At 69.3% G+C, this 22120-nt stretch carries 20 protein-coding genes; 12 read left to right on the top strand and 8 right to left on the bottom strand.

Going from position 1 to position 22120, the window contains the following annotated elements; all coding sequences use genetic code 11:
• Positions 1–140: 140 nt before the first annotated feature.
• From DFQ59_RS14075 to DFQ59_RS14065, 3 genes are all read left to right on the top strand, one after another.
• The gene (locus tag DFQ59_RS14075) at positions 141–3095 is read left to right on the top strand and encodes a PAS domain S-box protein (RefSeq protein WP_114280343.1); all 2955 of its coding nucleotides are present in this window, start codon (positions 141–143) and stop codon (positions 3093–3095) included.
• 108 nt (positions 3096–3203) lie between these two features.
• A complete protein-coding gene (locus tag DFQ59_RS14070; protein WP_425451044.1) occupies positions 3204–4052 on the top strand; it encodes an SDR family oxidoreductase in 849 nt (282 codons plus the stop codon).
• Between the two features lie 403 nt (positions 4053–4455).
• Positions 4456–6171 carry a proline--tRNA ligase gene (locus tag DFQ59_RS14065; RefSeq protein WP_114280341.1) on the top strand — a complete coding sequence of 572 codons (1716 nt, stop codon included), beginning with the start codon at positions 4456–4458 and terminating at the stop codon, positions 6169–6171.
• 298 nt (positions 6172–6469) lie between these two features.
• On the opposite strand, the gene DFQ59_RS14060 is transcribed toward DFQ59_RS14065, so the two are convergent.
• From DFQ59_RS14060 to DFQ59_RS14040, 5 genes are all read right to left on the bottom strand, one after another.
• Positions 6470–6748: an acylphosphatase gene (locus DFQ59_RS14060; protein WP_114280340.1), complete on the bottom strand. Its 279-nt coding sequence runs from the start codon at positions 6746–6748 to the stop codon at positions 6470–6472.
• The gene (locus tag DFQ59_RS14055; RefSeq protein WP_211314943.1) at positions 6745–7545 is read right to left on the bottom strand and encodes an efflux RND transporter periplasmic adaptor subunit; all 801 of its coding nucleotides are present in this window, start codon (positions 7543–7545) and stop codon (positions 6745–6747) included. Before DFQ59_RS14055 ends, DFQ59_RS14060 begins: the two co-directional genes overlap by 4 nt.
• 12 nt (positions 7546–7557) lie before the next feature.
• Positions 7558–8922: a TolC family protein gene (locus DFQ59_RS14050; RefSeq protein WP_147275255.1), complete on the bottom strand. Its 1365-nt coding sequence runs from the start codon at positions 8920–8922 to the stop codon at positions 7558–7560.
• A gap of 16 nt (positions 8923–8938) precedes the next feature.
• A complete protein-coding gene (locus DFQ59_RS14045; RefSeq protein WP_114280337.1) occupies positions 8939–9481 on the bottom strand; it encodes a thioredoxin family protein in 543 nt (180 codons plus the stop codon).
• A gap of 291 nt (positions 9482–9772) precedes the next feature.
• Positions 9773–10072 carry a DUF4398 domain-containing protein gene (locus DFQ59_RS14040; RefSeq protein ID WP_170142165.1) on the bottom strand — a complete coding sequence of 100 codons (300 nt, stop codon included), beginning with the start codon at positions 10070–10072 and terminating at the stop codon, positions 9773–9775.
• Positions 10073–10275: 203 nt separating this feature from the next.
• Here DFQ59_RS14040 and arsC point away from each other — a divergent pair, with 203 nt between their 5' ends.
• From arsC to DFQ59_RS14025, 3 genes are all read left to right on the top strand, one after another.
• Entirely contained in the window at positions 10276–10626 is a 351-nt protein-coding gene (gene arsC / locus DFQ59_RS14035; protein ID WP_245937285.1) for an arsenate reductase (glutaredoxin), read from the top strand.
• Positions 10623–11219, top strand: a complete 597-nt coding sequence (wrbA, locus tag DFQ59_RS14030; protein WP_114280334.1) for an NAD(P)H:quinone oxidoreductase — start codon at positions 10623–10625, stop codon at positions 11217–11219. Before arsC ends, wrbA begins: the two co-directional genes overlap by 4 nt.
• Before the next feature lie 150 nt (positions 11220–11369).
• Positions 11370–11819, top strand: a complete 450-nt coding sequence (locus DFQ59_RS14025) for a host attachment protein (protein WP_114280333.1) — start codon at positions 11370–11372, stop codon at positions 11817–11819.
• Positions 11820–11850: 31 nt separating this feature from the next.
• Here DFQ59_RS14025 and hda read toward each other — a convergent pair whose 3' ends face one another.
• The 3 genes from hda to DFQ59_RS14010 are packed head-to-tail and all read right to left on the bottom strand — an operon-like array spanning position 11851 to position 14196.
• The gene (gene hda, locus DFQ59_RS14020) at positions 11851–12540 is read right to left on the bottom strand and encodes a DnaA regulatory inactivator Hda (RefSeq protein ID WP_114280332.1); all 690 of its coding nucleotides are present in this window, start codon (positions 12538–12540) and stop codon (positions 11851–11853) included.
• A 28-nt stretch (positions 12541–12568) separates the two neighbouring features.
• On the bottom strand, positions 12569–13126 hold the full coding sequence (locus DFQ59_RS14015) for a CDP-alcohol phosphatidyltransferase family protein (RefSeq protein ID WP_342768452.1): 558 nt from the start codon (positions 13124–13126) through the stop codon (positions 12569–12571).
• Positions 13114–14196, bottom strand: a complete 1083-nt coding sequence (locus tag DFQ59_RS14010) for a DUF2066 domain-containing protein (RefSeq protein ID WP_170142164.1) — start codon at positions 14194–14196, stop codon at positions 13114–13116. The genes DFQ59_RS14015 and DFQ59_RS14010 overlap by 13 nt, the downstream gene beginning before the upstream one ends.
• 563 nt (positions 14197–14759) lie before the next feature.
• Here DFQ59_RS14010 and purM point away from each other — a divergent pair.
• From purM to DFQ59_RS13980, 6 genes are all read left to right on the top strand, one after another.
• Positions 14760–15833 carry a phosphoribosylformylglycinamidine cyclo-ligase gene (gene purM / locus DFQ59_RS14005; protein WP_114280330.1) on the top strand — a complete coding sequence of 358 codons (1074 nt, stop codon included), beginning with the start codon at positions 14760–14762 and terminating at the stop codon, positions 15831–15833.
• Positions 15830–16510, top strand: coding sequence for a phosphoribosylglycinamide formyltransferase (gene purN / locus DFQ59_RS14000; RefSeq protein WP_114280329.1), 681 nt, complete (start codon positions 15830–15832; stop codon positions 16508–16510). Before purM ends, purN begins: the two co-directional genes overlap by 4 nt.
• A complete protein-coding gene (locus tag DFQ59_RS13995) occupies positions 16507–17250 on the top strand; it encodes a DUF3108 domain-containing protein (protein ID WP_114280328.1) in 744 nt (247 codons plus the stop codon). The genes purN and DFQ59_RS13995 overlap by 4 nt, the downstream gene beginning before the upstream one ends.
• Positions 17251–17483: 233 nt before the next feature.
• Complete coding sequence (ppk1, locus tag DFQ59_RS13990) at positions 17484–19709, top strand: polyphosphate kinase 1 (RefSeq protein ID WP_114280327.1); 2226 nt, start codon at positions 17484–17486, stop codon at positions 19707–19709.
• 87 nt (positions 19710–19796) lie between these two features.
• Positions 19797–20327, top strand: coding sequence for a universal stress protein (locus tag DFQ59_RS13985; RefSeq protein WP_114280326.1), 531 nt, complete (start codon positions 19797–19799; stop codon positions 20325–20327).
• Positions 20314–22068, top strand: coding sequence for a Na/Pi cotransporter family protein (locus tag DFQ59_RS13980; protein ID WP_114280325.1), 1755 nt, complete (start codon positions 20314–20316; stop codon positions 22066–22068). Before DFQ59_RS13985 ends, DFQ59_RS13980 begins: the two co-directional genes overlap by 14 nt.
• Positions 22069–22120: the final 52 nt, after the last annotated feature.

The raw sequence follows: 22120 nt of genomic DNA, 5'->3' as shown, positions 1-22120 counted from the left end.
TCCCGGCCCCGGCAGCCGACTACGCTTAAGGACGCGTCCGATGATCGAACACGGCTGCGCCCGATTATCGGATGTGACCTTGCATGGCAACCTCTTGACAGGCGGGAACGGTCCGAGGGATCGGAAGGAGGCATTGGCGGATGCGGCAGGGTTTACTGGAGCGTTCGGGCCATACCCCGCGCCGCCGGGCCTGGTATGCCAGCGGGGGCTTCCTGCTGCTGCTGCTGGCCCTCTGGCAGCTGGGCGGGTACTGGCTGGGCGAACACCTGCGCGCCGATCTCCATGCCCGCATCGACCTCCAGGCCGATGCACAGGTGGCGCGGCTGGAATCCGCGCTCCGGCAGCGCTTCCGCCTCCTCGACGGACTTGCCGCCTTCACCGCCCACACGCCGAAGGATGCCCGCTTCAAGTCCGCCTTCGAGGATTTCTCTGCCCGTCTGCAGATCAACGATCCCGTCGTCCTGGCCTTCAGCCTGATCCCCCGGGAGGGCCGCGGCTACCGCTGGGAAGCGCCGGGCGCCGGGCTGCCCGCCGCCTCGCCACGCCTTCCGCCCGTACCCGGATTGCCGACCCCCGGCCTGGCCCGGCTCGGGCCGGTGCTCGACGCCGGTGCCGGACGCCTGGCCGTGGAAACCATCGTGCCCGTCTACGATCACGGACAGTTCTGGGGCCGCGCCACGGCGCTGCTGGCGATCTCCCCGCTCCTGCGGGAGGCCGGACTCGAGGCGGTGGATCCGGAGCTGGAATGGGCGCTGCTGAAGCCGCCGCAGCGTCTGCTGGGCGGCCACTCGGCGCTCCTGGAACGGAATCCGCGCTACTTCAGGATGAACCTGCCCGGAAGCGACTGGCGCCTGGCCATGGAGCCCAGAAACGGCTGGGAGGCGGCCGTCGCCACGCCGCTGCGCCTGTACGGCGCGGGCGGACTGGTGCTGGTGGTGCTGCTGACCGTCCTGTTCCATCTCCTGGCCGGGCGCCAGGCCTGGCTCGCCGAGAGCGTCCACCAGGGCACCGAGGTCCTGACCCGGACCAACCGTTCCCTGCAACGGGAGGCCCGCGGCCGCCAGCACCTGGAGGAACAGCTGAGGCGCTGCCGCGATCTGGTCGATCACTCGCCGGACGCCTTTCTCATCATCGAACCGGCAACCGCGGGTGTCGTGGAGATCAACAGCTCCGGCTGCAGGCTGTTCGAGCGTTCCCGCGACCTCTTGGCCAACGCCCCGTTTCCGGAACTGGTGAATCTCGGCGACGGAATGGAGGGCTGGAGCGACCTGGTCACCGCCGTGCAGACGGAACCGGGCAAACGGCTGCCCGGAGAGATCCGGTTGCGCGACGGCCGCCGGCGGCCGGTGGAAATCGCCCTCAGCCATGTCAACCGGGGCAGCGAGCGCCACCTGGTGGCGGTGGTGCGGGACGTCAGCGAAAGGAGCCGGGCCGAGCAGGTGCTGCGCGAGGAGGAGTCGCGCCTCCGGCGCATCGTCGAGGAGATGCCGGTGATGCTCGACGCCTTCGACGAACAGGGCCGGGTCCTGTTCTGGAACCGCGCCTGCGAGCGGGTGAGCGGCTACCGCGCCGAGGAGATCGTGGGCAACGCGGATGCCTTCGCCCTGCTCTACCCGGACCCCGACTACCGCCAGCGGATGCTCGAGGAACGCAACCGGCGGGGGCACAACTACCGCGACTGGGAGTGGCGGCTGACCACCCGCAGCGGCGAGGTGCGCAACATTCTCTGGTCGGACATCTCCGCCCGGATCCCGATACCCGGCTGGCCGGTATGGACCGTGGGGATGGACATCACCTCCCTGCGCCACGCCGAGGAGCGCCTCAGCCTCTACCAGGCCATCTTCTCCCACTCCACCGACGCGGTGGGCATCATCGCCACCGACGGCCACTACCTGCGCCAGAACGCGGCGCACCGGCGCCTGCTCGGTTACGAGGACGAGGTCCTGCACCGCAACACCCCCGCCCTGCACATGGGCGAGAGCAACTTCACCGAGATCGTCCGCGAGATCGAAAGCAGGGGGGACTTCCGCGGCGAGGTCACCTGCCGGCGCGCGGACGGCCGGCACATCGAGGTGGAGATAGCCGCCTTCCCGGTCCTGGACGGGACGGGCCGGCCCTTCTGCTACGTGGGCATCAAGCGTGATGCCACCGAGCGCCGGCGGGTGGAGCAGCGCCTGCGCCAGGCCGCGACCGTGTTCGAGAACACCACCGAGGGGGTCATGATCACCGATGCCCGCCAGCGCATCATCATGGTCAACGACGCCTTCACCTCCATCACCGGCTACAGCCGCCGCGAGGCTCTCGGCCGCACTCCCGACCTGCTCGGCTCCGGCCACCACCCGCAGAGCTTCTTCGATGCCATGAACGCCCAGCTGCGTGAGCAGGGCCAGTGGCGCGGCGAGATCTGGAACCGCCGCCGCGACGGCGAGCTCTACCCGGCCTGGCTCAGCATCGGCACCGTCCGCAACGACGCGGGCGACATCAGCAACTACGTCGCCGTCTTCTCGGACATCAGCTCCATCAAGGAATCGGAGCGCAAGTTCGCCCACCTCGCCCACCACGACGCCCTCACCGGGCTGCCCAACCGGCTGCTGTTCCATGCCCGGCTGGAGCAGGCCATCAACGAGGCCCGGCGCAAGGGCGGCCGGCTGGCCGTGTTCTTCATGGACCTGGACCGGTTCAAGGCCATCAACGACACCCTGGGACATGCCGTGGGAGATTCCCTTCTGAAGGAGGTGGCCACCCGGCTGAGCGGGTGCGTGCGCGAGAGCGACACGGTGGCGCGGCTGGGTGGCGACGAGTTCACCCTGATCCTGACCGGACTGCAGCAGCCGGACGACGCCGCCCTGGTGGCGCACAAGATCCTCGCCGCCATGGCGGCCCCGTTCAGTCTCGGTGACGAAGCCCGCCAGGTCACCACCAGCATCGGCATCGCCATCTACCCCCGGGATGCCGACACCCAGGAGCTGCTGGTGGAGTGCGCCGATCACGCCCTGTACGAGGCCAAGGCCGCGGGCCGCAACGCCTTCCGCTTCAGCAATGGCGGAGACGGAGGCGCGGACGTGACGGGGAAACCGGGTCCGGAAGCCACCTGAGGGCCGCGACCGGGTACACTGTCGGGCCGGTTCACCGGCATACGGGCAGCGCCAATGATCGAACAGGGCGGCGCTCGACCATTGGCAGCATCCTCAAAGGAGGCCGTCTTGAACCAACCCCGATCCGTTCTCGTCACCGGCTGCTCCAGCGGCATCGGACTGTGCGTGGCCCAGGGGCTCGCCGGGCGCGGCTGGCGGGTCTTCGCCACCGCCCGCAAGCCCGCCGACGTGCAGCGGCTGACGGCGCTGGGCCTCGAGTCGCTGGTCCTGGATCTCGACGACAGCGACTCCATCGCCACCAGCCTCGGCACGATCCTGGAGCGCACGGGTGGGCGCCTCGACGCCCTGTTCAACAATGGCGCCTACGGCCAGCCCGGCGCCGTGGAGGATCTCACCCGCGACGCCCTGCGGGCCCAGTTCGAGACCAACCTGTTCGGCACCCTGGAGCTCACCAACCGGGTCCTCCCGGTCATGCGCGCCCAGGGGCACGGGCGCATCGTCCAGAACAGCTCCGTGCTGGGACTCGTCAGCCTCCCCTACCGCGGCGCCTACAACGCCAGCAAGTTCGCCCTCGAGGGCCTCACCGACACCCTGCGCCTGGAACTGGCCGGCACCGGCATCCATGTCAGCCTGGTGGAGCCGGGCCCCATCGTCAGCCGCTTCCGCGACAATGCCCATGCCGCCTTCCGGCGCCACATCGACGCCGAGTCGAGTCCCCACCGCGAGACCTACCGCGCCATGGAGCGGCGGCTCACGAAACGGGGACCGGCCGCCCCCTTCACCCTCGGCCCCGAGGCGGTGCTGAGCAAGGTGGTCCACGCCCTGGAGAGCCCCCGCCCCAGGGTGCGCTACTACGTCACCCTCCCCACCCACCTGTTCGCCACCCTCCGCCGCCTGCTGCCCCACCGGGCCCTCGACGCCGTCCTGCACCGCGTCTCCCGCGGCGAGAACCGGTGAGGCATTTTTTCACCACGAAGGCACGAAGAACACGAAGATAAAGACTTGTTAACCGCAGATTACGCAGATTACGCAGATTTCTTTGGAGCGATACCGGGGTTGCCCAAGGGGGATTAAACCGGCAACCGAGTTGTTGTCGGTTCGTAGAGACCGTTGAGGTATTTCTGTATGCATGGCCACGCATAAGCCCATGCACCGCGACACGGAACAACAATAGTTGGGTTCTTTTTAATCTGCGTAATCTGCGTAATCTGCGGATAGATTGCTTTTGTCTTTTTCCTTCGTGCCTTCGTGGTGAACAACTTTTCCACGACGGGTATCGAAGCCCGGATGCTGACGCTTCCCGGCCGAGTGCATACAATAGGGGTTTTGCGCCCACGACCCAGGACAGCGAAACCCGACCATGCGAACCTCACGACTGCTGCTCGCCACCCTCAAGGAGACCCCGGCCGACGCCGAGGTCATCAGCCACAAGCTCATGCTGCGCGCGGGCATGATCCGCAAGCTGGCCGCGGGGCTCTACACCTGGCTGCCCCTGGGGCTGCGGGTGCTGCGCAAGGTGGAGACCATCGTGCGCGAGGAGATGGACCGGGCCGGGGCCCAGGAGGTGCTGATGCCGGCGGTGCAGCCGGCGGAGCTGTGGCAGGAGTCGGGGCGCTGGGAGGACATGGGCGCGGAGATGCTGCGCCTCAAGGACCGTCACCAGCGGGAATTCTGCTTCGGCCCCACCCACGAGGAGGTCATCACCGACCTCATCCGCAACGAACTGCGCAGCTACAAGCAGCTGCCGGCCAACTTCTACCAGATCCAGACCAAGTTCCGCGACGAGCGCCGGCCCCGCTTCGGCGTCATGCGCGCCCGCGAATTCCTGATGAAGGACGCCTACTCCTTCCACCTGGACATGGCCTCCCTGGAGGAGACCTACCGGGTGATGCACGAGGCCTACTGCCGCATCTTCGACCGCATCGGCCTCACCTACCGCCCGGTGCTGGCCGACACCGGCGCCATCGGCGGCAGCGGCTCCCACGAGTTCCATGTGCTGGCCGACTCGGGCGAGGACGCCATCGCCTTCTCCGACGCCAGCGACTACGCCGCCAACGTGGAGCTGGCCGAGGCCCTGGCCCCCGCGCAGGCGCGGCCGGCCCCCGGCGCCGGGATGGCCACCGTGGACACCCCGGAGCAGCACACCATCGAGGAGGTCTCCGCGTTCCTCGACGTGCCTCCCGGACAGACACTCAAGACCCTGGTGGTGAGGGGCGACAGCGCCGAGGCCCCGCTGGTGGCGCTGGTGCTGCGCGGTGACCACGAGCTCAACGCCATCAAGGCGGGCAAGCTCACGGCCGTGGCCGACCCGCTGGAATTCGCCGCCGACGCCGACATCCGCGCCGCGCTGGGCTGCGGCGTGGGCTCCCTCGGCCCGGTGGGTCTCGCCATCCCCGTCATCGTGGATCGCAGCGCCGCGGTAGTGGCCGACTTCGTCTGCGGCGCCAACGTGGACGGTAAGCACCTCACCGGGGTGAACTGGGGCCGGGATCTCCCCGAGCCGGCCGTCGCCGACATCCGCAACGTGGTGCCGGGCGACCCCAGCCCCGACGGCAACGGCACCCTCGCCATCGCCCGCGGCATCGAGGTGGGGCACATCTTCCAGCTGGGGGAGAAGTACAGCCGCGCCATGAACGCCACGGTGCTGGACGAAAGCGGCCAGGCGGTGGTGATGTCCATGGGCTGCTACGGCATCGGGGTCTCCCGGGTGGTGGCGGCCGCCATCGAGCAGAACAACGATGAGCGGGGCATCATCTGGCCCCAGGCCATCGCCCCCTACCAGGTGGCCCTGCTGCCCATGAACATGCACAAGTCCCAGCGCCTGCGCGAGGCCGCCGAAACCCTCTACCGGGAACTCACCGCCAACGGCTTCGAGGTGCTGTTCGACGACCGCAGGGAGCGCCCCGGCGTGATGTTCGCCGACATGGAGCTCATCGGCATTCCCCATCGCCTGGTGCTGGGCGAACGCGGCCTCGACAGCGGCGAGATCGAGTACAAGGGCCGCCGCGACAGCGAGTCCCAGAACATCCCGCTCGACGGCGTCATGGACTTCCTGCTGGAACGACTGGCGGGGTAGGCACCGACTCCGCCGTGGCGACCTGAAGGCGGAAGGAAAAAATCTGAACCGCAGATTGACTGAACCGCAGATTGACGTTGATTAGCGTTGATTGGGGGGCAGACAGCAGAGCGGCACTACTCATTGCCATGGGGGAACGAACAAGCAGCGCCGGAGTTCCGCCCTGGGGAACCGCATGGCAACCAGCCACTCTGGTGCCGGCGGGAGGCCACCTGCTGTCAAGCGCCACTCCGGGCCACCGGTGCCGCGGTAATATTCACGCAAATCAACGCAAATCTGCGGTTGGCTGAAAAAGCCTTTAACCCGTGGTGAAGCCCTCGAGGCGGGCCGGGGCGGGAACGGTCTCGCAGGCCACGTCGGTGACCTCGGCCGCCGGGGTGCCCTCCCACAGCCAGTCGCAGAGCGTCTTCACGGCTTCGGGTTCGCCGCAGGCCAGCACTTCCACGTCGCCATTGGAGAGGTTGCGGGCATGACCGCTCAGCCCGAGCCCGGTGGCCCGCTGGCGGGTGCCGGCGCGGTACCAGACCCCCTGCACGCGCCCGGAGACGATGCAGCGCAGGCAGACGGGATGGGTCACTTGAACTCCACCGTCGCCGAGAGTCCGGCCCGCAGGGGCACCTCGGCAACCGGGCTGAAGCTGACGCCCACGCTGTACTCGGGACTCCCGAACTCCTCCACCGGCTCGAGACCCAGCTCGGTCACGCTGCCGGTGTAGCGACGCCCACCCACTTCCACGGTGGCCTGCTGCCCCGGGCGCACCAGCGCCACGGCATCGGCGCCGAGGCGGGCGCGTGCCACCATGGCGGTGTTGTCGGCCACCACCAGCAGTGGCCGGCTCTCCAGCCGGCTCACCACGGTCTGTCCCACCTCGGCCCGACGCTGCACCACCACCCCTTCGATGGGCGAGCGCACCGCGCTGTCCTGCAGATCCATCCGGGCCTGGGTGGCCGCGGCATGGGCCGAGGCATACTCGGCGTCGGCGGCGGCGAAGTCGATCTTCGCCTGCTCAAGGTCATGGGCGGAGATGACGGTGCGGGCGTAGAGCTCCTCGGCCCGCTCCAGTTCCTGCTTCGCCTCGCCGCGGGCGAGCTCGAGCCGCCGCACCTCCGCCCGGGCGCGGGCCACCTCGGCCTCGAAACGGCGTGGGTCGAGCCGCAGCAGAACCTGGTCGGCAGCGACCCGGTCGCCCACCTCCACCAGCACCTCGGCCACGACGCCGGACACCGGGGTGCCCAGTTCCACTCTGCGGGCCCAATGCAGGGTGGCCTGCGCACCGGCCGTCGCTCCGGCGGCGTCCTTCCCGTCAGCCGCCTGCAGCAGGGGCGCTCCGGACAGCAGGGCGGCCAGGAGAAGGCTCTTCATCGGGTTGGTCATGAGCATATCGGTTCAGTCCTCGGAGCGTTCGATGAGGGCCCCCTGCAGGGCGTCCAGGCGTGCCCACGCAAGGGCCAGCCGATAGTCGGTTTCGACGGTCTTGAAGCGCGCATCCGTCATCTGCACCATCGCATCGCCCAGATCGGTCTTCACATCAAGCTCATAGAGCGCGCGGCTGCGGTCCAGGTAGAGCTCCCGGTAGTCGTTGAGCGCAACCATCGACTCGCGCCGCTCACGCAGGTTGGCGATCTCCTGCCAGGCCTCGAGCACCGCCTGGCGCAACTCCAGGCGCCGGGCCTCGAGCTCCGCCTGGGCCCGATGCAGGCGCGCCTGGGCCTTGGCCAGGGCGGCATCCACGCGCCCGCCCTGCCACAGCGGCACGGACAGCACCAGCCCCACCCGGGCATCATCCCGGGTGGAGGTGTCGCGGGAGTATTCGTTCAGCTCCAGTTGGCCGCTGAGAGTCGGCCCGCGCAGGGCCCGGGCGGCCTCGATCTCCCGCTGCGCCGCCTGTACCGACTCCCGCAGGGCCAGCATGGTGCTGTTGCCCGCCAGGGTCCGGGCCAGAATCTCCTCCAGCACCGGCAGCTCCCGGTCGTTGCCGGAGAGATCGGGTTCGAGCAGCGTCCCCGGCAGGTCATCGGGCCGGTTCAGGGCCATGGCCAGGCGGGAGCGTGCGGCGCGCCGGTCGGCATCACTGGCCACCCGGGTGCTCCGTGCGGCGCGGAACCCGCTCTCCAGGCGCAACAGCTCGATGTCCGACAGCTGGCCCAGTTCGTTGCGCTCCCGGGCCTTGTCATAGGCCACGAAAGCCACCGCCAGCGCCTCGTCGTCGCGGGCGAAGGCAGTGTCGGCGAGCAGGACGTCGAAGTAGCGGCGCATGATCTCGAGCCGCCGCTGCTCCCGGCTGCCGAGGTAGCGCAACTCCTCCCCTTTGACGCCATGTTCGGCGGCGGCTTCCAGCGCGCTGCTGCGGCCGCTGTCGTAGAGCGTCTTGCTGGCCAGCAGGGAGAGCCGGTTATCGTCGTGATCGTAGGGCGAGACCTCGTTCGGCTCGGTCCAGAACAGCTCTCCGTTCAGCCTGACCGTCAGGTCGTCCCCGGCCGCGGCCTGGCCCTGCAGGGCCCGCGCCTCCTCCACGCCCGCCGCCGCACGGGCCAGCGTCGGGTGGGGCGCGTCGGCGAGGGCCAGCGCCGCCTCCAGGGTCAGCGGTTCGGGCAACGGCTCCGGTGCGGACGTGGGCGCCACACCAGCTTCACCCTCCGGCAACGCCGGCTCCGCGGCTGGCTCGGGGGCGGCCACGGCGACTGGCGGGACACCGCACATCCAGAGGATGAGCAGTACGGCTAGGGAGCGGGTCCGGGGCAGGATGGTCATCAACGGATATCGGGGCTCACGGATTCTGCGCGGCACGCTGCTCCCGCTTGTAGCGGGTGAAGCGCATCTCTTTGTACTTCTCCTGCGCCACGTAGTCGGACAGCAACAGGAACTCGTTCTTGTCCCGGGTGGCCCCGGTGTACCTCACCACCTGGCGCCCTTCGAGGTCGTAGAAGGCCATGACCGGAGTGGCGCGGACATCGTTGACCTTGAAGGAGAAGTCCTTCTGGCTCATGGTCCGGCCCTGGAAATCCGTGATCTCCACATCGCCCTCGGTATCCACGCTGAAGGCGAGGAAATGGGTCTTGAAGGCATCCTGCACCTCCGGCTGGTTCAGCACGGTGGTCTTCATCCGGTGGCAGAAGGGGCAGTCCGCGGACTCGAAGAAGAGGAAGATGCCCTTCTTGCCGGCCGCCCGCGCGGTCTCCAGCTCTTCGGAGAAGTCGCCGAGGGTCTGATCGAAGAAGTGCGTCGCCGGATCGCGCGGGGCGGCGGCCTGAGCGGTCCCGCCGAGCCCCAGGCAGAGCAGCAGGGGGAGCAGCAGACTCAGTCGTTTCATGATCCATCCTCCATCGTTCTGCGGGAGGCTCCGCAGGGGAGCTCTGCACCGGTTTTTACAGGCGCCGGCCCGGGATGCCGTGGGCGCCGGAAGCCGCCGGGCAACCACTGCGGCTCCCTTCGCAGGCGGTCGGGCGCAGGGGTGGTCTGTCCTTGCCGGGTCGCGCAACCCTGGGGAAGGAGGTCGTCCGGGAACCCACGAAACCGGCTGTCGCAACCGCGCGGGCCTTGGGCATCCTCCTGGAAACGGAACAAGCGGGGCGGCCCGCGGGGTGGTGTTCAACCACACCGCTCACTGTGCCGGTTCAGCCTCTCCGCTGACACTCTCGCGGGCGCGACGGGCCAGTTCGTTGGCGGCCAGGGCGTCGCGACGCGCCGCCTCGTTGGCGCCCGCCTGGAGCTCCTGGGTAGCTCGCTGCAGCATACGCACCGCTTCGTCCAGGAGACCGGGGGCATGTAATGCGGCTCCAGCGGAACGGGCCGCGTCTATGGACTGCCGGGCATCGCTGAGTTCCTGTACCGGTACCGTGGTACAGGCCAGCGGGCCGAACCAGAGCAGTACCAGACCAGCCAGGAGTAGTCGCCGCGCCATCGCTGTCAAAACACCCCCTATGAAATCCATCCTGCACCGACAGGCATCCGCGCCCACCCGCGGGGCGGTTCATGCGGATATTATCGCTGAGAAATTTACACATGCGACCAGTTTATGCAATATCCGGACTGGAGAGCGAACGCACATTTCCACAGGAATCATGCCCGGGAGCCCCGGGCATCGAACCGGAACCGGAGGCCAGGTTGAGCGTCACAATCTATCACAATCCCCGCTGCTCCAAGTCCCGCGCCACCCTGGCGCTGCTCGAGGAGCAGGGCGTCAAAACCACCGTGGTGGAGTACCTGAAAACCCCGCCCGATGCCGGGGAGCTGGAACGCATTCTCGGGCTGCTGAAACTGGAACCCCGGGATCTCATGCGTCACAAGGAAGCGGAGTACCGGGAGCTCGGCCTCGACGATCCGGCGCTGGATCGCGCGGCGCTCATACGGGCGATGGTGGAGCACCCGAAACTCATCGAGCGTCCCATCGTGGTCAGCGGACGCAAGGCCGCCATCGGGCGCCCCCCGGAGCGGGTACTCGATATTCTGCCATGAGCCATATCCTCGTGCTGTACTACAGCCGCTACGGCGCCACCGCCGAGATGGCCCACCACGTGGCCCGCGGGGTCGAGGAGATCGCCGGGCTCGAGGCCCGGGTACGCACCGTCGCCCCGGTCTCCACCGTATGCGAGGCCGTGGCCGACACCATACCCGACAGCGGACCGCCCTACGCCAGCCTGGACGATCTCCGCGAGTGTTCCGGCCTGGCCCTCGGCAGCCCCACCCGGTTCGGCAACATGGCCGCCCCGTTGAAGCATTTCCTCGACGGGACCAGCGCCCTGTGGCTCTCCGGTTCGCTCATCGGCAAACCAGCCGGCGTCTTCACCTCCACCAGCAGTCTCCACGGCGGCCAGGAGACCACCCTGTTGTCCATGATGCTGCCCCTGTTCCACCACGGCATGCTGCTCATGGGCCTGCCCTACAGCGAGCAGGAGCTGCTGCATACCACGGCGGGCGGCACCCCCTACGGCCCCAGCCACCTGGCCGGTCCCGAAAGCCGGCGCCCCCTGAGCGATGGCGAGAAGTCACTGGCCCGCGCCCTGGGCCGCCGCCTGGCGGAGACCGCCCGGCGACTGGAACATCCCTGAGGGCCCGCGCACCCACGGCCCGGGACCGGTTCCGCCCGCATGGAGGCCTGCTCAAAGGGTCCGGAGAGGCGCCTGCAAGACGGACATTCACAACCCGACCGCGGCCACCTATGCTGAAACCATGACCAGGGACACCGGGAGGCACAGGCCATGAAACGGGTATGGGTCGTGGTGGCAAGCAGTACGGTCGCGCGGCTGTTCGCGGCGGAGTCGGCGGCTGGCCCACTGGAGGAACTGGAGGAGATGGTTCACCCCGAAGGCCGCCTGCATGAGCGGGAGCTGGTCTCCGACCTGCCGGGACGCACCTTCGACAGCACCGGCGCCGGCAGGCATGCCAAGGCGGCCGGCGTGGCGCCCAAGGAGCAGGAGGCCGTGAACTTCGCCATCCAGGTGGCCGAGCGCCTGGAGGCGGGGCGCACTGAGGGGCGGTTCGACGCCCTCGTGCTCGTCGCGGCCCCCCGTTTCCTGGGCCTCCTGCGCGGGCGCCTGAGCCCGCCGGCCCGGGAGCGGGTCATCCTGGAACTGGACCAGAACCTGGTCCACCTGGATGGCCGCGAGATTCGTGAACACCTGCCGGAGCGGCTCTACCCTACGCTGTAGCCCCGGATTCGGGCAGCAGCATACAGGGCGCTCATAGCCCCAGCACCGACTTGACGAAGGGGATGGTGAGACGCCGCTGATTGACCAGGGAGGCCCGGTCGAGGGTTTCCAGCAGTTCCATCAGGTCCCGGGGATCCCGCGCGCAGCGGCGCAGCAGGTAGGCGGCCACGCCGTCCTCGAGCTCCAGCCCGCGGGCCTGGGCGCGCAGCCGCAACAGCGCCAGCCTACCCCCGTCGTCGAGGGGCCGGAGCTGGTAGACCGGACCCCATGCCAGCCGGCTGCGCAGATCGGCGAGGCGGATGCCGAGGCCGCCCGGAGGCGTCCCGGCCGCCACCAGCAGCACCGTGCCTGCCTCCCGGGCCCGGTTGTAGAAGTGGAACAGGGCGGTTTCCCATTCCGCCGTTCCCGCCACCCGGTCCAGATCGTCCAGGCACACCAGCGCCAGCGACTCCAGCCCCTCCAGCACCGCGGGGGCGAGCAGCGCCTCCCCCAGCGGCAGATAGGCCGCCGGCAGGTCGAGGCCGCCGGCCAGGTGACAGGCGGCCTGCAGGAGATGGGTCCGGCCACTGCCGGGCGGCCCCCAGAAGCAGAGGAAGCGATCCCCCGTGCCGGCGGCGCTCGCCCGCACCGCCGCCACCAGCGCCCCGTTGGCGCCGGGAAGGAAATTCTCGAAGGTGGCGTCGTCGCGCAGGCGCAGCGACAGGGGCAGCTGTACGCTCATGCCAACCGCCCGGCCGGGGCGCCCGGGATCATGAACGGTTCACCCAGGCCATCCGCCCCCAGGTCCAGACATAGTCCACACCGCTGGTGACGGTGGTGGCCAGGACCGTGTAGATCAGCCACAGCACGAAGTGGGTTGAGAAGGGCTCTGCCGCCTGCTGCAGCACCACCACGATAACCAGCACGATCTGGGCGAAGGTGTTGGTCTTGCTGATCCAGGTGGGTGCGGGATCATAGTGGCCGATGAGGAAATGGTAGGCGGTGGCGCCGGCGAGTATGAACAGGTCCCGTCCCAGCACGACCCCTACCAGCCACAGGGGAAGCACCTCCAGCCAGCCCAGGCAGAGATAGCAGGAGACGAGCAGCAACTTGTCGGCGATGGGATCGAGGATGGCGCCCAGACGGCTGGTCCAGTGGAAGTGCTTGGCCAGGAATCCGTCGAGCCCGTCGGAGATGCCCGCGACGGCGAACAGCCACAGGGCGAGCGGATAGCGTTCCCGCAGCAGCGCCCACACCACCGGCAGTACCAGGGCGATACGCAGCAGGGTTATCAGGTTGGGAATGTCACGCGCCCTCAGCGCACCCATCGATAGGTAAGCCCCCCGTCCTCGGACGCGGCCATCCCGGCCTCCGGCGCCAGCATCCGCTCCAGGCTCACGGCGCGCTCCAGGTCCATCCGCGTTCCCAGCAGCTCCAGGCGCAGTTCCAGCCGGTCGGGACCCGCACCGGTGACCTGCACCGACTTGACCACCGGGAGCGACTCGAGCGTCCGCAACAGGCGGCCATAGTCCTCGTAACGCTCCAGGCCGATCACGGTCATCCGCTGCCCGCCGGGCTGAACCTCCGCTCCCGGCACGGAATCACCCGGTCCCCTGGCCATGGAGGGGCCGACCTGCCCGGCCAGGGTGTCGGCCGCGCGGTCCACGGCGGCGGCGAGAACCGCCGCCTGCGTCTCGCCGCGGCTGTCCCAGGTCGCCGCCACGGCACCGCCGGCAAACAGGCTCCAGTCACCACGCCAGCCGCCTTCACGGGTGCGATAGGCGCGTCCCGCCACCACCGCGTCGGCACCATAGCGCCCGGACCCGGCAAGGATGACATCCTGGAACCGGCCCCAGACGTCGCTCGCCGAAACGGCGCTCCGATCCTCCAGGTCGAGCAGGGGAAGCAGCATCGGCAGCGCCCGGACCCGGGCCTGGCCGTTGATCGCCGCCGCCGCGGCGGGGGGCTCCGATTCGGACACGAGCAACCGGTTGCGCCCGTCGTCCACCACGACCCACATGAGCGTCAGGGGGCGTTCGCGGCCCCAGACAGGCAGGCCGGCGGCGCGCAGCGCGGATTCCACGCCGGCCGGGTTGAACCGGACCCAGAGGCGCAGCGCGGGCTCGGCGCCCTCGCCGGCGGACTCGTAGCGGTACTGCTGCACATGGGTTTCGGCCGCCTCCAGCACCGGCGCCAGGGCCGGATCAGCGGCCACGCCGCGTTGGCCGGTCACCTTCACGGCCACCGCGCGCAGGGCCTCGCGCAGCGCCGGCAGGCGCTCCTCCGCCGTCTGGCCGGCCACCGGGACGGCGGCCTCGTAGAGACGCTGCGCCTCCGCCGCCCGCAATCCGGGTGCCAGGGCGAACAGCAGCAGCGTGGTCACCAGGAGTCTGTACATGAGGAAAGCCGCCATCCTTCCGGTAATGTGCAGCCGGTACCCCCCGGCCGGGATCGCACGCCGGATCGAGGCCAGGGGCGCTCACCGCGTGGCAGTGTAGTGGTCAGAGACCCGCGGGCCGGGCGCTGCGGCTGCGGCGCCGGCGGCCATGCCGCCAGCCACTGGGGCAGCCATGGTTTCACCGCCGCCGCACACTAGGCAAGCACCGTGGTGAAGTCAAGGCCGGGGCGTCCGCCCCCCGCGCCCGACCCGGTGGCCATCGCCGCCCGGGGACAACCCCCGACCGGTGCCCGGCGGTTCCCGGCGTGTACACGCCGGCGGGTCGACACCGCCGGTGTGGTTATTCTACATCAAGCGCCGGCGACACCGGGGTGAATGCGGCCGGGGAATCCCGTCCACCCCGTTGCCTTCCCCCGGACCGGGCGACCCCGCCCGCGCGGCCACATCCCGCGGGCACGCCGCCCCGGAGCCCCGGAGGTGGCTTTGTCAGGTTTAAGGGCTGTAAAATTCACTTTTCGACCCCGTCCCTGCCACCGCAACCCCATGAGATCCGGAGCACGTCCTTGAAATCCGATTCCAACCCCTCTCACACCAGGACCGGCCTGAGCTACCGCGACGCCGGAGTGGACATCGACGCCGGCAACACCCTGGTGGAACGCATCAAGTCGGTCACCGAGCGTACCCGGCGGCCCGGGGTCATGGGCGGGCTCGGCGGCTTCGGCGCCCTGTTCGAACTGCCCCTGGACCGCTACCGCCAGCCGGTGCTGGTTTCCGCCACCGACGGCGTGGGTACCAAGCTGAAGCTGGCCCTGGCGCTGCAGCACCACGACACGGTGGGCATCGACCTGGTGGCCATGTGCGTCAACGACCTGGTGGTGCTCGGCGCCGAGCCGCTGTTCTTCCTCGATTATTATGCCACCGGCCGGCTCGAGGTGGAGGTGGCGGCGGCCGTGGTCACCGGCATCGGCCGCGGCTGCGAGCAGGCGGGCGCCGCGCTGGTGGGGGGCGAGACCGCGGAGATGCCAGGCATGTATGCCGTGGGCGACTACGACCTGGCCGGCTTCTGCGTCGGCGTGGTGGAGAAGGAACGGATCATCGACGGCAGCCGTGTCGCGGCCGGCGACGTGCTGGTCGGACTGGCCTCCTCGGGCCCCCATTCCAACGGCTACTCGCTGATCCGCAAGGTGCTCGAGGTCAGTGGCGCCAGCCTCGAGGCGACCTTCCACGGGCGCACCCTGGGCCAGACGCTGATGGAACCCACCCGCATCTACGTCAAGCCGCTGCTCTCCCTCCTGGAGCGGGTCGATGTGCGCTCCATGGCCCACATCACCGGCGGCGGCCTGCCCGAGAACCTGCCGCGCGTGCTGGCGGAGGGAACCCGGGCGGTCATCGACACCGGCGCCTGGCCCCGGCCGCAGATCTTCGACTGGCTCCAGGAGCAGGGCGACATCCCCGACGCGGAGCTCTACCGCACCTTCAACTGCGGCGTGGGCATGGTCCTGTGCGTCCCGGCCGACCAGGCTGACGCAGCCATCGAGCATCTCCGGGAAGCCGGTGAACAGGCCTGGATCATCGGCGCCATCGAGGCCCATGACGGCACCGGCCCGCGGGTGGTGCTGGAGGGCGCCGAGCTGTGAAACCAGGCGCGCCCCTGCCCATCGTGGTCCTCATTTCCGGTGGCGGCACGAACCTGCAGTCCATCATCGACGCCGCCGCGGCCGGCGCGCTGCCGGTGGAGATCAGGGCGGTCATCAGCAACCGCGCCGATGCCTTCGGCCTGGAGCGCGCCCGCCGCGGCGGCATCCATACCGAGGTGCTGGATCACCGCGAGGCCCCGGACCGCGAGACCTACGACCGGCTCCTGGTGGAGCTCATCGACCGCTTCGATCCGGGGCTGGTGGTGCTGGCGGGCTTCATGCGCATCCTCACCCCGGAGCTGGTGGCCCATTACAGCGGTCGCATGCTCAACATCCACCCCTCCCTGCTCCCGGCGTTCCGTGGCCTGCATACCCACCGCCGGGCGCTGGAGGCCGAGGTCCGGGAGCACGGCGCCAGCGTGCACTTCGTGACCCCGGAGCTGGACTCCGGCCCCGTCATCGTGCAGGCGCGTGTGCCGGTGCTGCCCGGTGACGATGCGGAGGCACTGGCTGCCCGGGTCCTGGCCCAGGAGCACCGCATCTACCCGCTGGCCATCCGCTGGTTCGCCGAGGGCCGGCTGCGGCTGAACGGCGGACGGGTGTGGCTGGACGGGGCGCCCCTGGGGCCCGGCGGACACGAGTACAATCCCGAAGCGGCAGAGGCGGCGGCACCATGAGCCGGCGCCGGGGGCGGACACGGGGTCTGCTGCTGACGGCCTGCGCCCTGCTGGCCGTGTCCCTGCCCCTGGCGGCCGCCCACGCCCCCCTGCCCGAGTTCGAGGCCGACTACACCCTGTCGCTCAACGGCCTCGACGTGGCGGAGCTGCAGGTACGCCTGCACCGCGAGGGCGAGCACTACATGTACGAGTCCTTCACCCGCCCCATCGGTGTCCTCGCCCTGTTCCGCGACGACCGCATCCGCGAGACCAGCCAGTGGGTCTACGGCCGCGAAGGCCAGATCCAGCCCCTGCGCTACACCTACCAGCACACCGGGAGCAAGCGCGAACGCGAGGCCGACCTGCGCTTCGACTGGGCCGCCGGCAAGGTCCTCAACCGGGTGGAGAACGAGCCCTGGACCATGGAGATCCCCCAGGGCACCCAGGACAAGCTCGGCTACCAGCTGGCCCTGATGCTCGACCTGAGCCACGGCCGGCGGGACCTTTCCTACCACGTGGCCGACGGCGGCAAGCTCAAGGTCTACCAGGTGGATTTCCAGGGCATGGAGACGCTGCAGACCGAGCTCGGCGATCTGCGCACGGTCAAGGTCCAGCGCCAGAAGGACCGCAAGGGGCGCGTGACCACCATCTGGTGCGCCGAGAAGCTCGCCTACCTGCCGGTCAAGATCACCCACCGCGACGCCGACGGCAGCTTCTTCACCCTGCGGGTGACGGCCGTCAACGGCATCCCGGCCAGCTGACCGGCACCGGGTCCGACGCCGCCCGATTCATCCGCACCGCCCCCACCGACGGCGGCCTCACGGCGACAACCCGTCCGGTCGGGACCGCCCGCGGGCAACCGCCCCGCCCCTGTCCGCGCATCCCGGGTTGAAGATTGTTACCGTCCGCGGCGCCCGGCTCACGCCCACGGGGCCGCGTGGTACTATCATTTTCATTATGTTCCCCGCATCGACAGCCCCGATGGTGAACCCCGATGAGTGACACCCACAGCGCGCCCCGGAACCCGGCCGCGACCACCCAGCCCAAACGCCGCCCGCGGGCAAAGGCGAAGCCCAAGTACGACCTGGGCAGCTCCGAGCTCTATCTCAACCGCGAGCTCACCTGGCTCGCCTTCAACCAGCGCGTGCTGCACGAGGCCGAAGACGACCGGACCCCGCTGCTGGAGCGGGTCAAGTTCATCGCCATCGTCAGCGGCAACCTGGACGAGTTCTTCATGAAGCGCATCGGCGGCCTCAAGCAGCTGGTGGCCGCGGGACGCAACGAAACCACCGTCGACGGACGCACCCCGGCGCAGCAGATCACCGATGCCCACGCCTTCATCCGCGAGCTCACCCTGCGCAAGCGGGCCGCCTACCACCGGGTGCTGGAACTGCTGGCCGAGCAGGGCATCCGGCTGCTGCGCTACGAGCAGCTCGAGCCGGCCCAGCGCGAGCTGGTGCGACAGGAGTTCGTCACCAACATCTTTCCGCTCCTGACGCCCCTCGCCATGGACCCGGGGCACCCCTTCCCCTTCATCTCCAACCTGGCGATGAACCTGCTGGTCACCCTGCGTCACAGCGGCGACACCGACAACGTGCTGCACATGGCGCGCATCAAGGTGCCGGCCATCCGGGGCATCGCGCCGCGGCTGCTCCGGGTGGGCGGCGAGAACACCTTCGTCCTCCTGGAGGAGGTGGTGTCGAACAACCTCGACCTGCTCTTCCCCGGCATGGAGATCGTCTCCTGCGAGCTGTTCCGGGTCACCCGCAACGCCAACGTGGAGCTCGACGAGGAGCAGGCCGACGACCTGCTGGAGATGATCGAGACCGAGCTGCGCGAGCGCCACTTCGCGCCCATCGTGCGCCTGGAGGTGCAGAAGGACATGAACCCGGTCCACCGGGGCATGCTCGCCGCCGAACTGGGCCTCGACGAGGAGGCGGACGTGTTCGAAATCGAGGGCATGATGGCCATGCGCGACATGTTCGAGATCGCGGGCCTCGAGTCCACCGAGCTGCACGATCCGCCCCACTACCCCATCGATCATCCGCGGCTGGCCCACGACAAGCGCAACATCTTCCACATCATCCGCGATGGCGGTCCGATCCTGCTGCAGCACCCCTACGAGTCCTTCAGCACCTCGGTGGAGCGGTTCCTGCGCAGCGCCAGCAACGATCCCAAGGTGCTGGCCATCAAGATGACCCTCTACCGCACCTCGGGCGAGGGCAAGGTGATCGAATCGCTGGTGAACGCCGCCCGCAACGGCAAGCAGGTGGCGGTGCTGGTGGAGCTCAAGGCGCGTTTCGACGAGCAGGCCAACATCAACTGGGCCAAGCGGCTGGAGGAGGCCGGCATCCACGTCACCTACGGCGTGGTGGGGCTGAAGACCCACAGCAAGATCATCCTGGTGGTGCGCCGCGACTACAACGGCCTGCGCCGCTACGCCCACATCGGCACCGGCAACTACCACGCCGGCACGGCCCGGCTCTACACCGACCTGGGGCTGCTCACCGGCGACAACGACATCGGCCAGGATCTCACCGAGCTGTTCAACTTCCTCACCGGCTACTCGCCGCCGCCCAGCTACCGCAAGATCCTCGCCGCGCCCTACACCCTGAAGAAGACGCTGCTGGAGAAGATCGAGCGCGAAATCAGCAGCCACTCCGAGGAGAGCCCGGGCCACATCCAGTTCAAGATGAACGCCCTGGAGGACGCGGACATCACCCGCGCCCTCTACCGCGCGGCCCAGGCCGGGGTGAAGGTGGATCTCATCGTGCGCGACACCTGCCGCTTCCGCCCCGGCCTGCCGGGACTGACCGAAAGCGCCCAGGTCATCAGCATCGTCGGCCGGTTCCTGGAGCACGGCCGCATCTACTACTTCCGCAACGGCGGCGCCGAGGAGTACTACATCGGCTCGGCCGACCTGATGAAGCGCAACCTGGAGAGCCGGGTGGAGGTGGTGGCGCCGGTGGAGGACATCGATCTGCGCCAGGAGCTGCGGCTGATTCTCGACGTGCAGCTGAGCGACCGCCGCAGCGCCTGGGAGATGCAGCCCGATGGTTCCTACGTGCAGCGCCAGCCGGCGCCGGGCCAGGATGCCAAGAGTTGCCAGGAGCTGCTGATCGGTGTCGCCCAGCGCCGCCTGGCCGCGGCCGTCAAGCATAAACAGAAGAAAGTGCGCCGCAAGCTTGTGAGCCACTTCCAGCGCCGCGTCCAGTCCTGACCGGCGCAGTAGCCTGACCGGGCCGTCTCCCCAGCGGACGGTCCGGCCAGGGTATGGGGGGGGACCCCGACCAGGGAGGATGCGCAGATGGCAGAGGAGCATTCGGAGGCACCGATCCTGGTGCCGGTGGATTTCTCGCCCCACTCCGCGGCGGCACTGGAGCTCGGCTGCGAGCTGGCGGCGGCGCTCAGGGCGCCGCTGGTGGTTCTGCACGTGGTCCACGACCCGGCCGAGGCCCCCGGCTACTACACCCGCGCCCTCGGCGACAGCACCCCCCGGCTGCGCAAGCTCGAGGACCTCGCCGGCGAGGTCCTGAACAACTTCCTCGAGCGTTTCGCCGCCACCCACCCCGGGGACCCGGTGGTGGAACGGCTGCACACCGAACTGGTCACGGGGCTTCCGGTCACCCGCATTCTCGAACTGGTGGAGAAGCTGCGGCCACGGCTGGTGGTGATGGGCAGCCAGGGCCGCAGCTGCCTGGCCGATGCGCTGCTCGGCTCCAAGGCCGAACAGGTGGTACGCCTGTGCCCGGTGCCGGTGGTGCTGGTGAAACAGCCCGCCCCCCTGCCCGAACCACCCGCCGAAGAGGCCCCGGAAGGCACGGATGCGGAAACCTGAAGCCCTCGCGGCACTCCTGCTGGCGATCGCTGCCTCACCGGCCCTGGGCGCGGCCACGGAGGCGAGCCTGGACTGGTGGCAGATGAGCATGCAGCTCCTGGGCGGCCTGGCCCTGTTCCTGTTCGGCATGGAGCAGATGGCCGAGGCGCTCAAGGCCGTGGCCGGCGACGGCCTCAAGGTGCTGCTGGCACGGCTCACGGGCAACCGGGTGATGGGACTGTTCACCGGTGCGGCCATCACCGCCATCATCCAGTCCTCCTCGGTCACCACGGTGATGCTGGTGGGCTTCGTCTCCGCCGGACTGATGTCCCTGTCCCAGGCCGTGGGCGTCATCCTCGGCGCGGACATCGGCACCACCATCACCGCCCAGATCGTGGCCTTCAAGGTCACCCGCTACGCTCTGCTGCTGGTGGCGGCGGGCTTCCTGATGAATTTTGCCGGCCGCGCGGAGGCATTGCGCCAGTACGGCCAGCTCACCATGGGGCTCGGCCTCATCTTCTTCGGCATGGGGCTGATGAGCGACGGCATGCGGCCGCTGCGCGACTACGAGCCCTTCATCGCCCTGATGCAGGGCTTCTCGCACCCCCTGTACGGCATTCTCGCCGCCACGCTCTTCACCGGCCTGGTGCAATCCTCCTCCGCCACCATGGGCGTGGTCATCGCCATGGCCACCCAGGGGCTGGTGAATCTCGAGGCGGGCATCGCCCTGGCCCTGGGCGCCAACATCGGCACCTGCATGACCGCCGGGCTCGCGGCCATCGGCAAGCCCCGCGAGGCGGTGCGGGTGGCGGTGGCCCACGTCACCTTCAAGGTGGCGGGGGTGCTGCTGGTGGTGGGTTTCATTCCGGAGCTGGCGCAACTGGTGCGCTCCGTCTCGCCGGCGGCGGATGATCTCGCGGGCCTGGAGCGCCTGGCGGCGGAGACCCCGCGCCAGATCGCCAACGCCCATACGCTGTTCAATGTCGGCCTGGCACTGCTGTTCCTCCCCGCGGCCAGCTTCTTCGCCCGGTTCTGCGAGTGGGTGGTCCCGGACCGCCCGCTGCAGGAGGAGGAGGTGGTGCGCGCCCGCTATCTCGACAGCGAGCTGCTCTCCACCCCCTCCCTGGCGCTCGACGGGGTCCGGCTGGAAATCGGCCACATGGGCCAGCATGTGCAGGCGATGCTGGACCAGATGCTGCCGGCGCTGCTCACCGGCAGCCGCGCCTCCCTGCGCCGGGTGGCGGGCATGGACGACGCGGTGGACACCCTCCACGGCGCCGTCGTCACCTACCTGGGGCAGATCAGCAAGCGCTCCCTCACCAACGACCAGACCCGCGACTTCATGCATCTCATGGAGGCGGCCAACGATCTCGAGAACATCGGCGATGTCATCGAGACCGACCTGGTGGCCCTGGGGGAAAAGCGCCTGCAGGTGGGCCTGCACATCAGCCGCGCCACCCAGGAGGTGCTGACGGGACTGCACGCGGTGGTGGCGGAGACGGTGACCACCGCCCTGCGCGCGGTGGCCGATCGGGATCCCGAGGCGGCCGCGGCGGTCATCGCCCGCAAGCGTGAATTCAACCGGCTGGTGGGCTCCGCGTCCCGGCATGAAGTGCACCGGCTGGTGGCGACGGAGCCCAACCGCCTGCCGGCCTACCGCATGGAGGTGGATGTCATCGAGAAGCTCAAGCGCATCTACTACTTCGCCAAGCGCCTCGCCAAGACCGTCGTCGTCGAGGAGGATGACGAGGGAGAAGAGTGACGGGTGGTCAGAAAACGGTTTTCCGTTTCCCGCAGGATAAACCGGAGGCGGC

This window comes from Thioalbus denitrificans, assembly GCF_003337735.1.
Classification (GTDB): Bacteria; Pseudomonadota; Gammaproteobacteria; order DSM-26407; family DSM-26407; genus Thioalbus; species Thioalbus denitrificans.
This window is presented reverse-complemented; position numbering and strand designations above follow the sequence as displayed.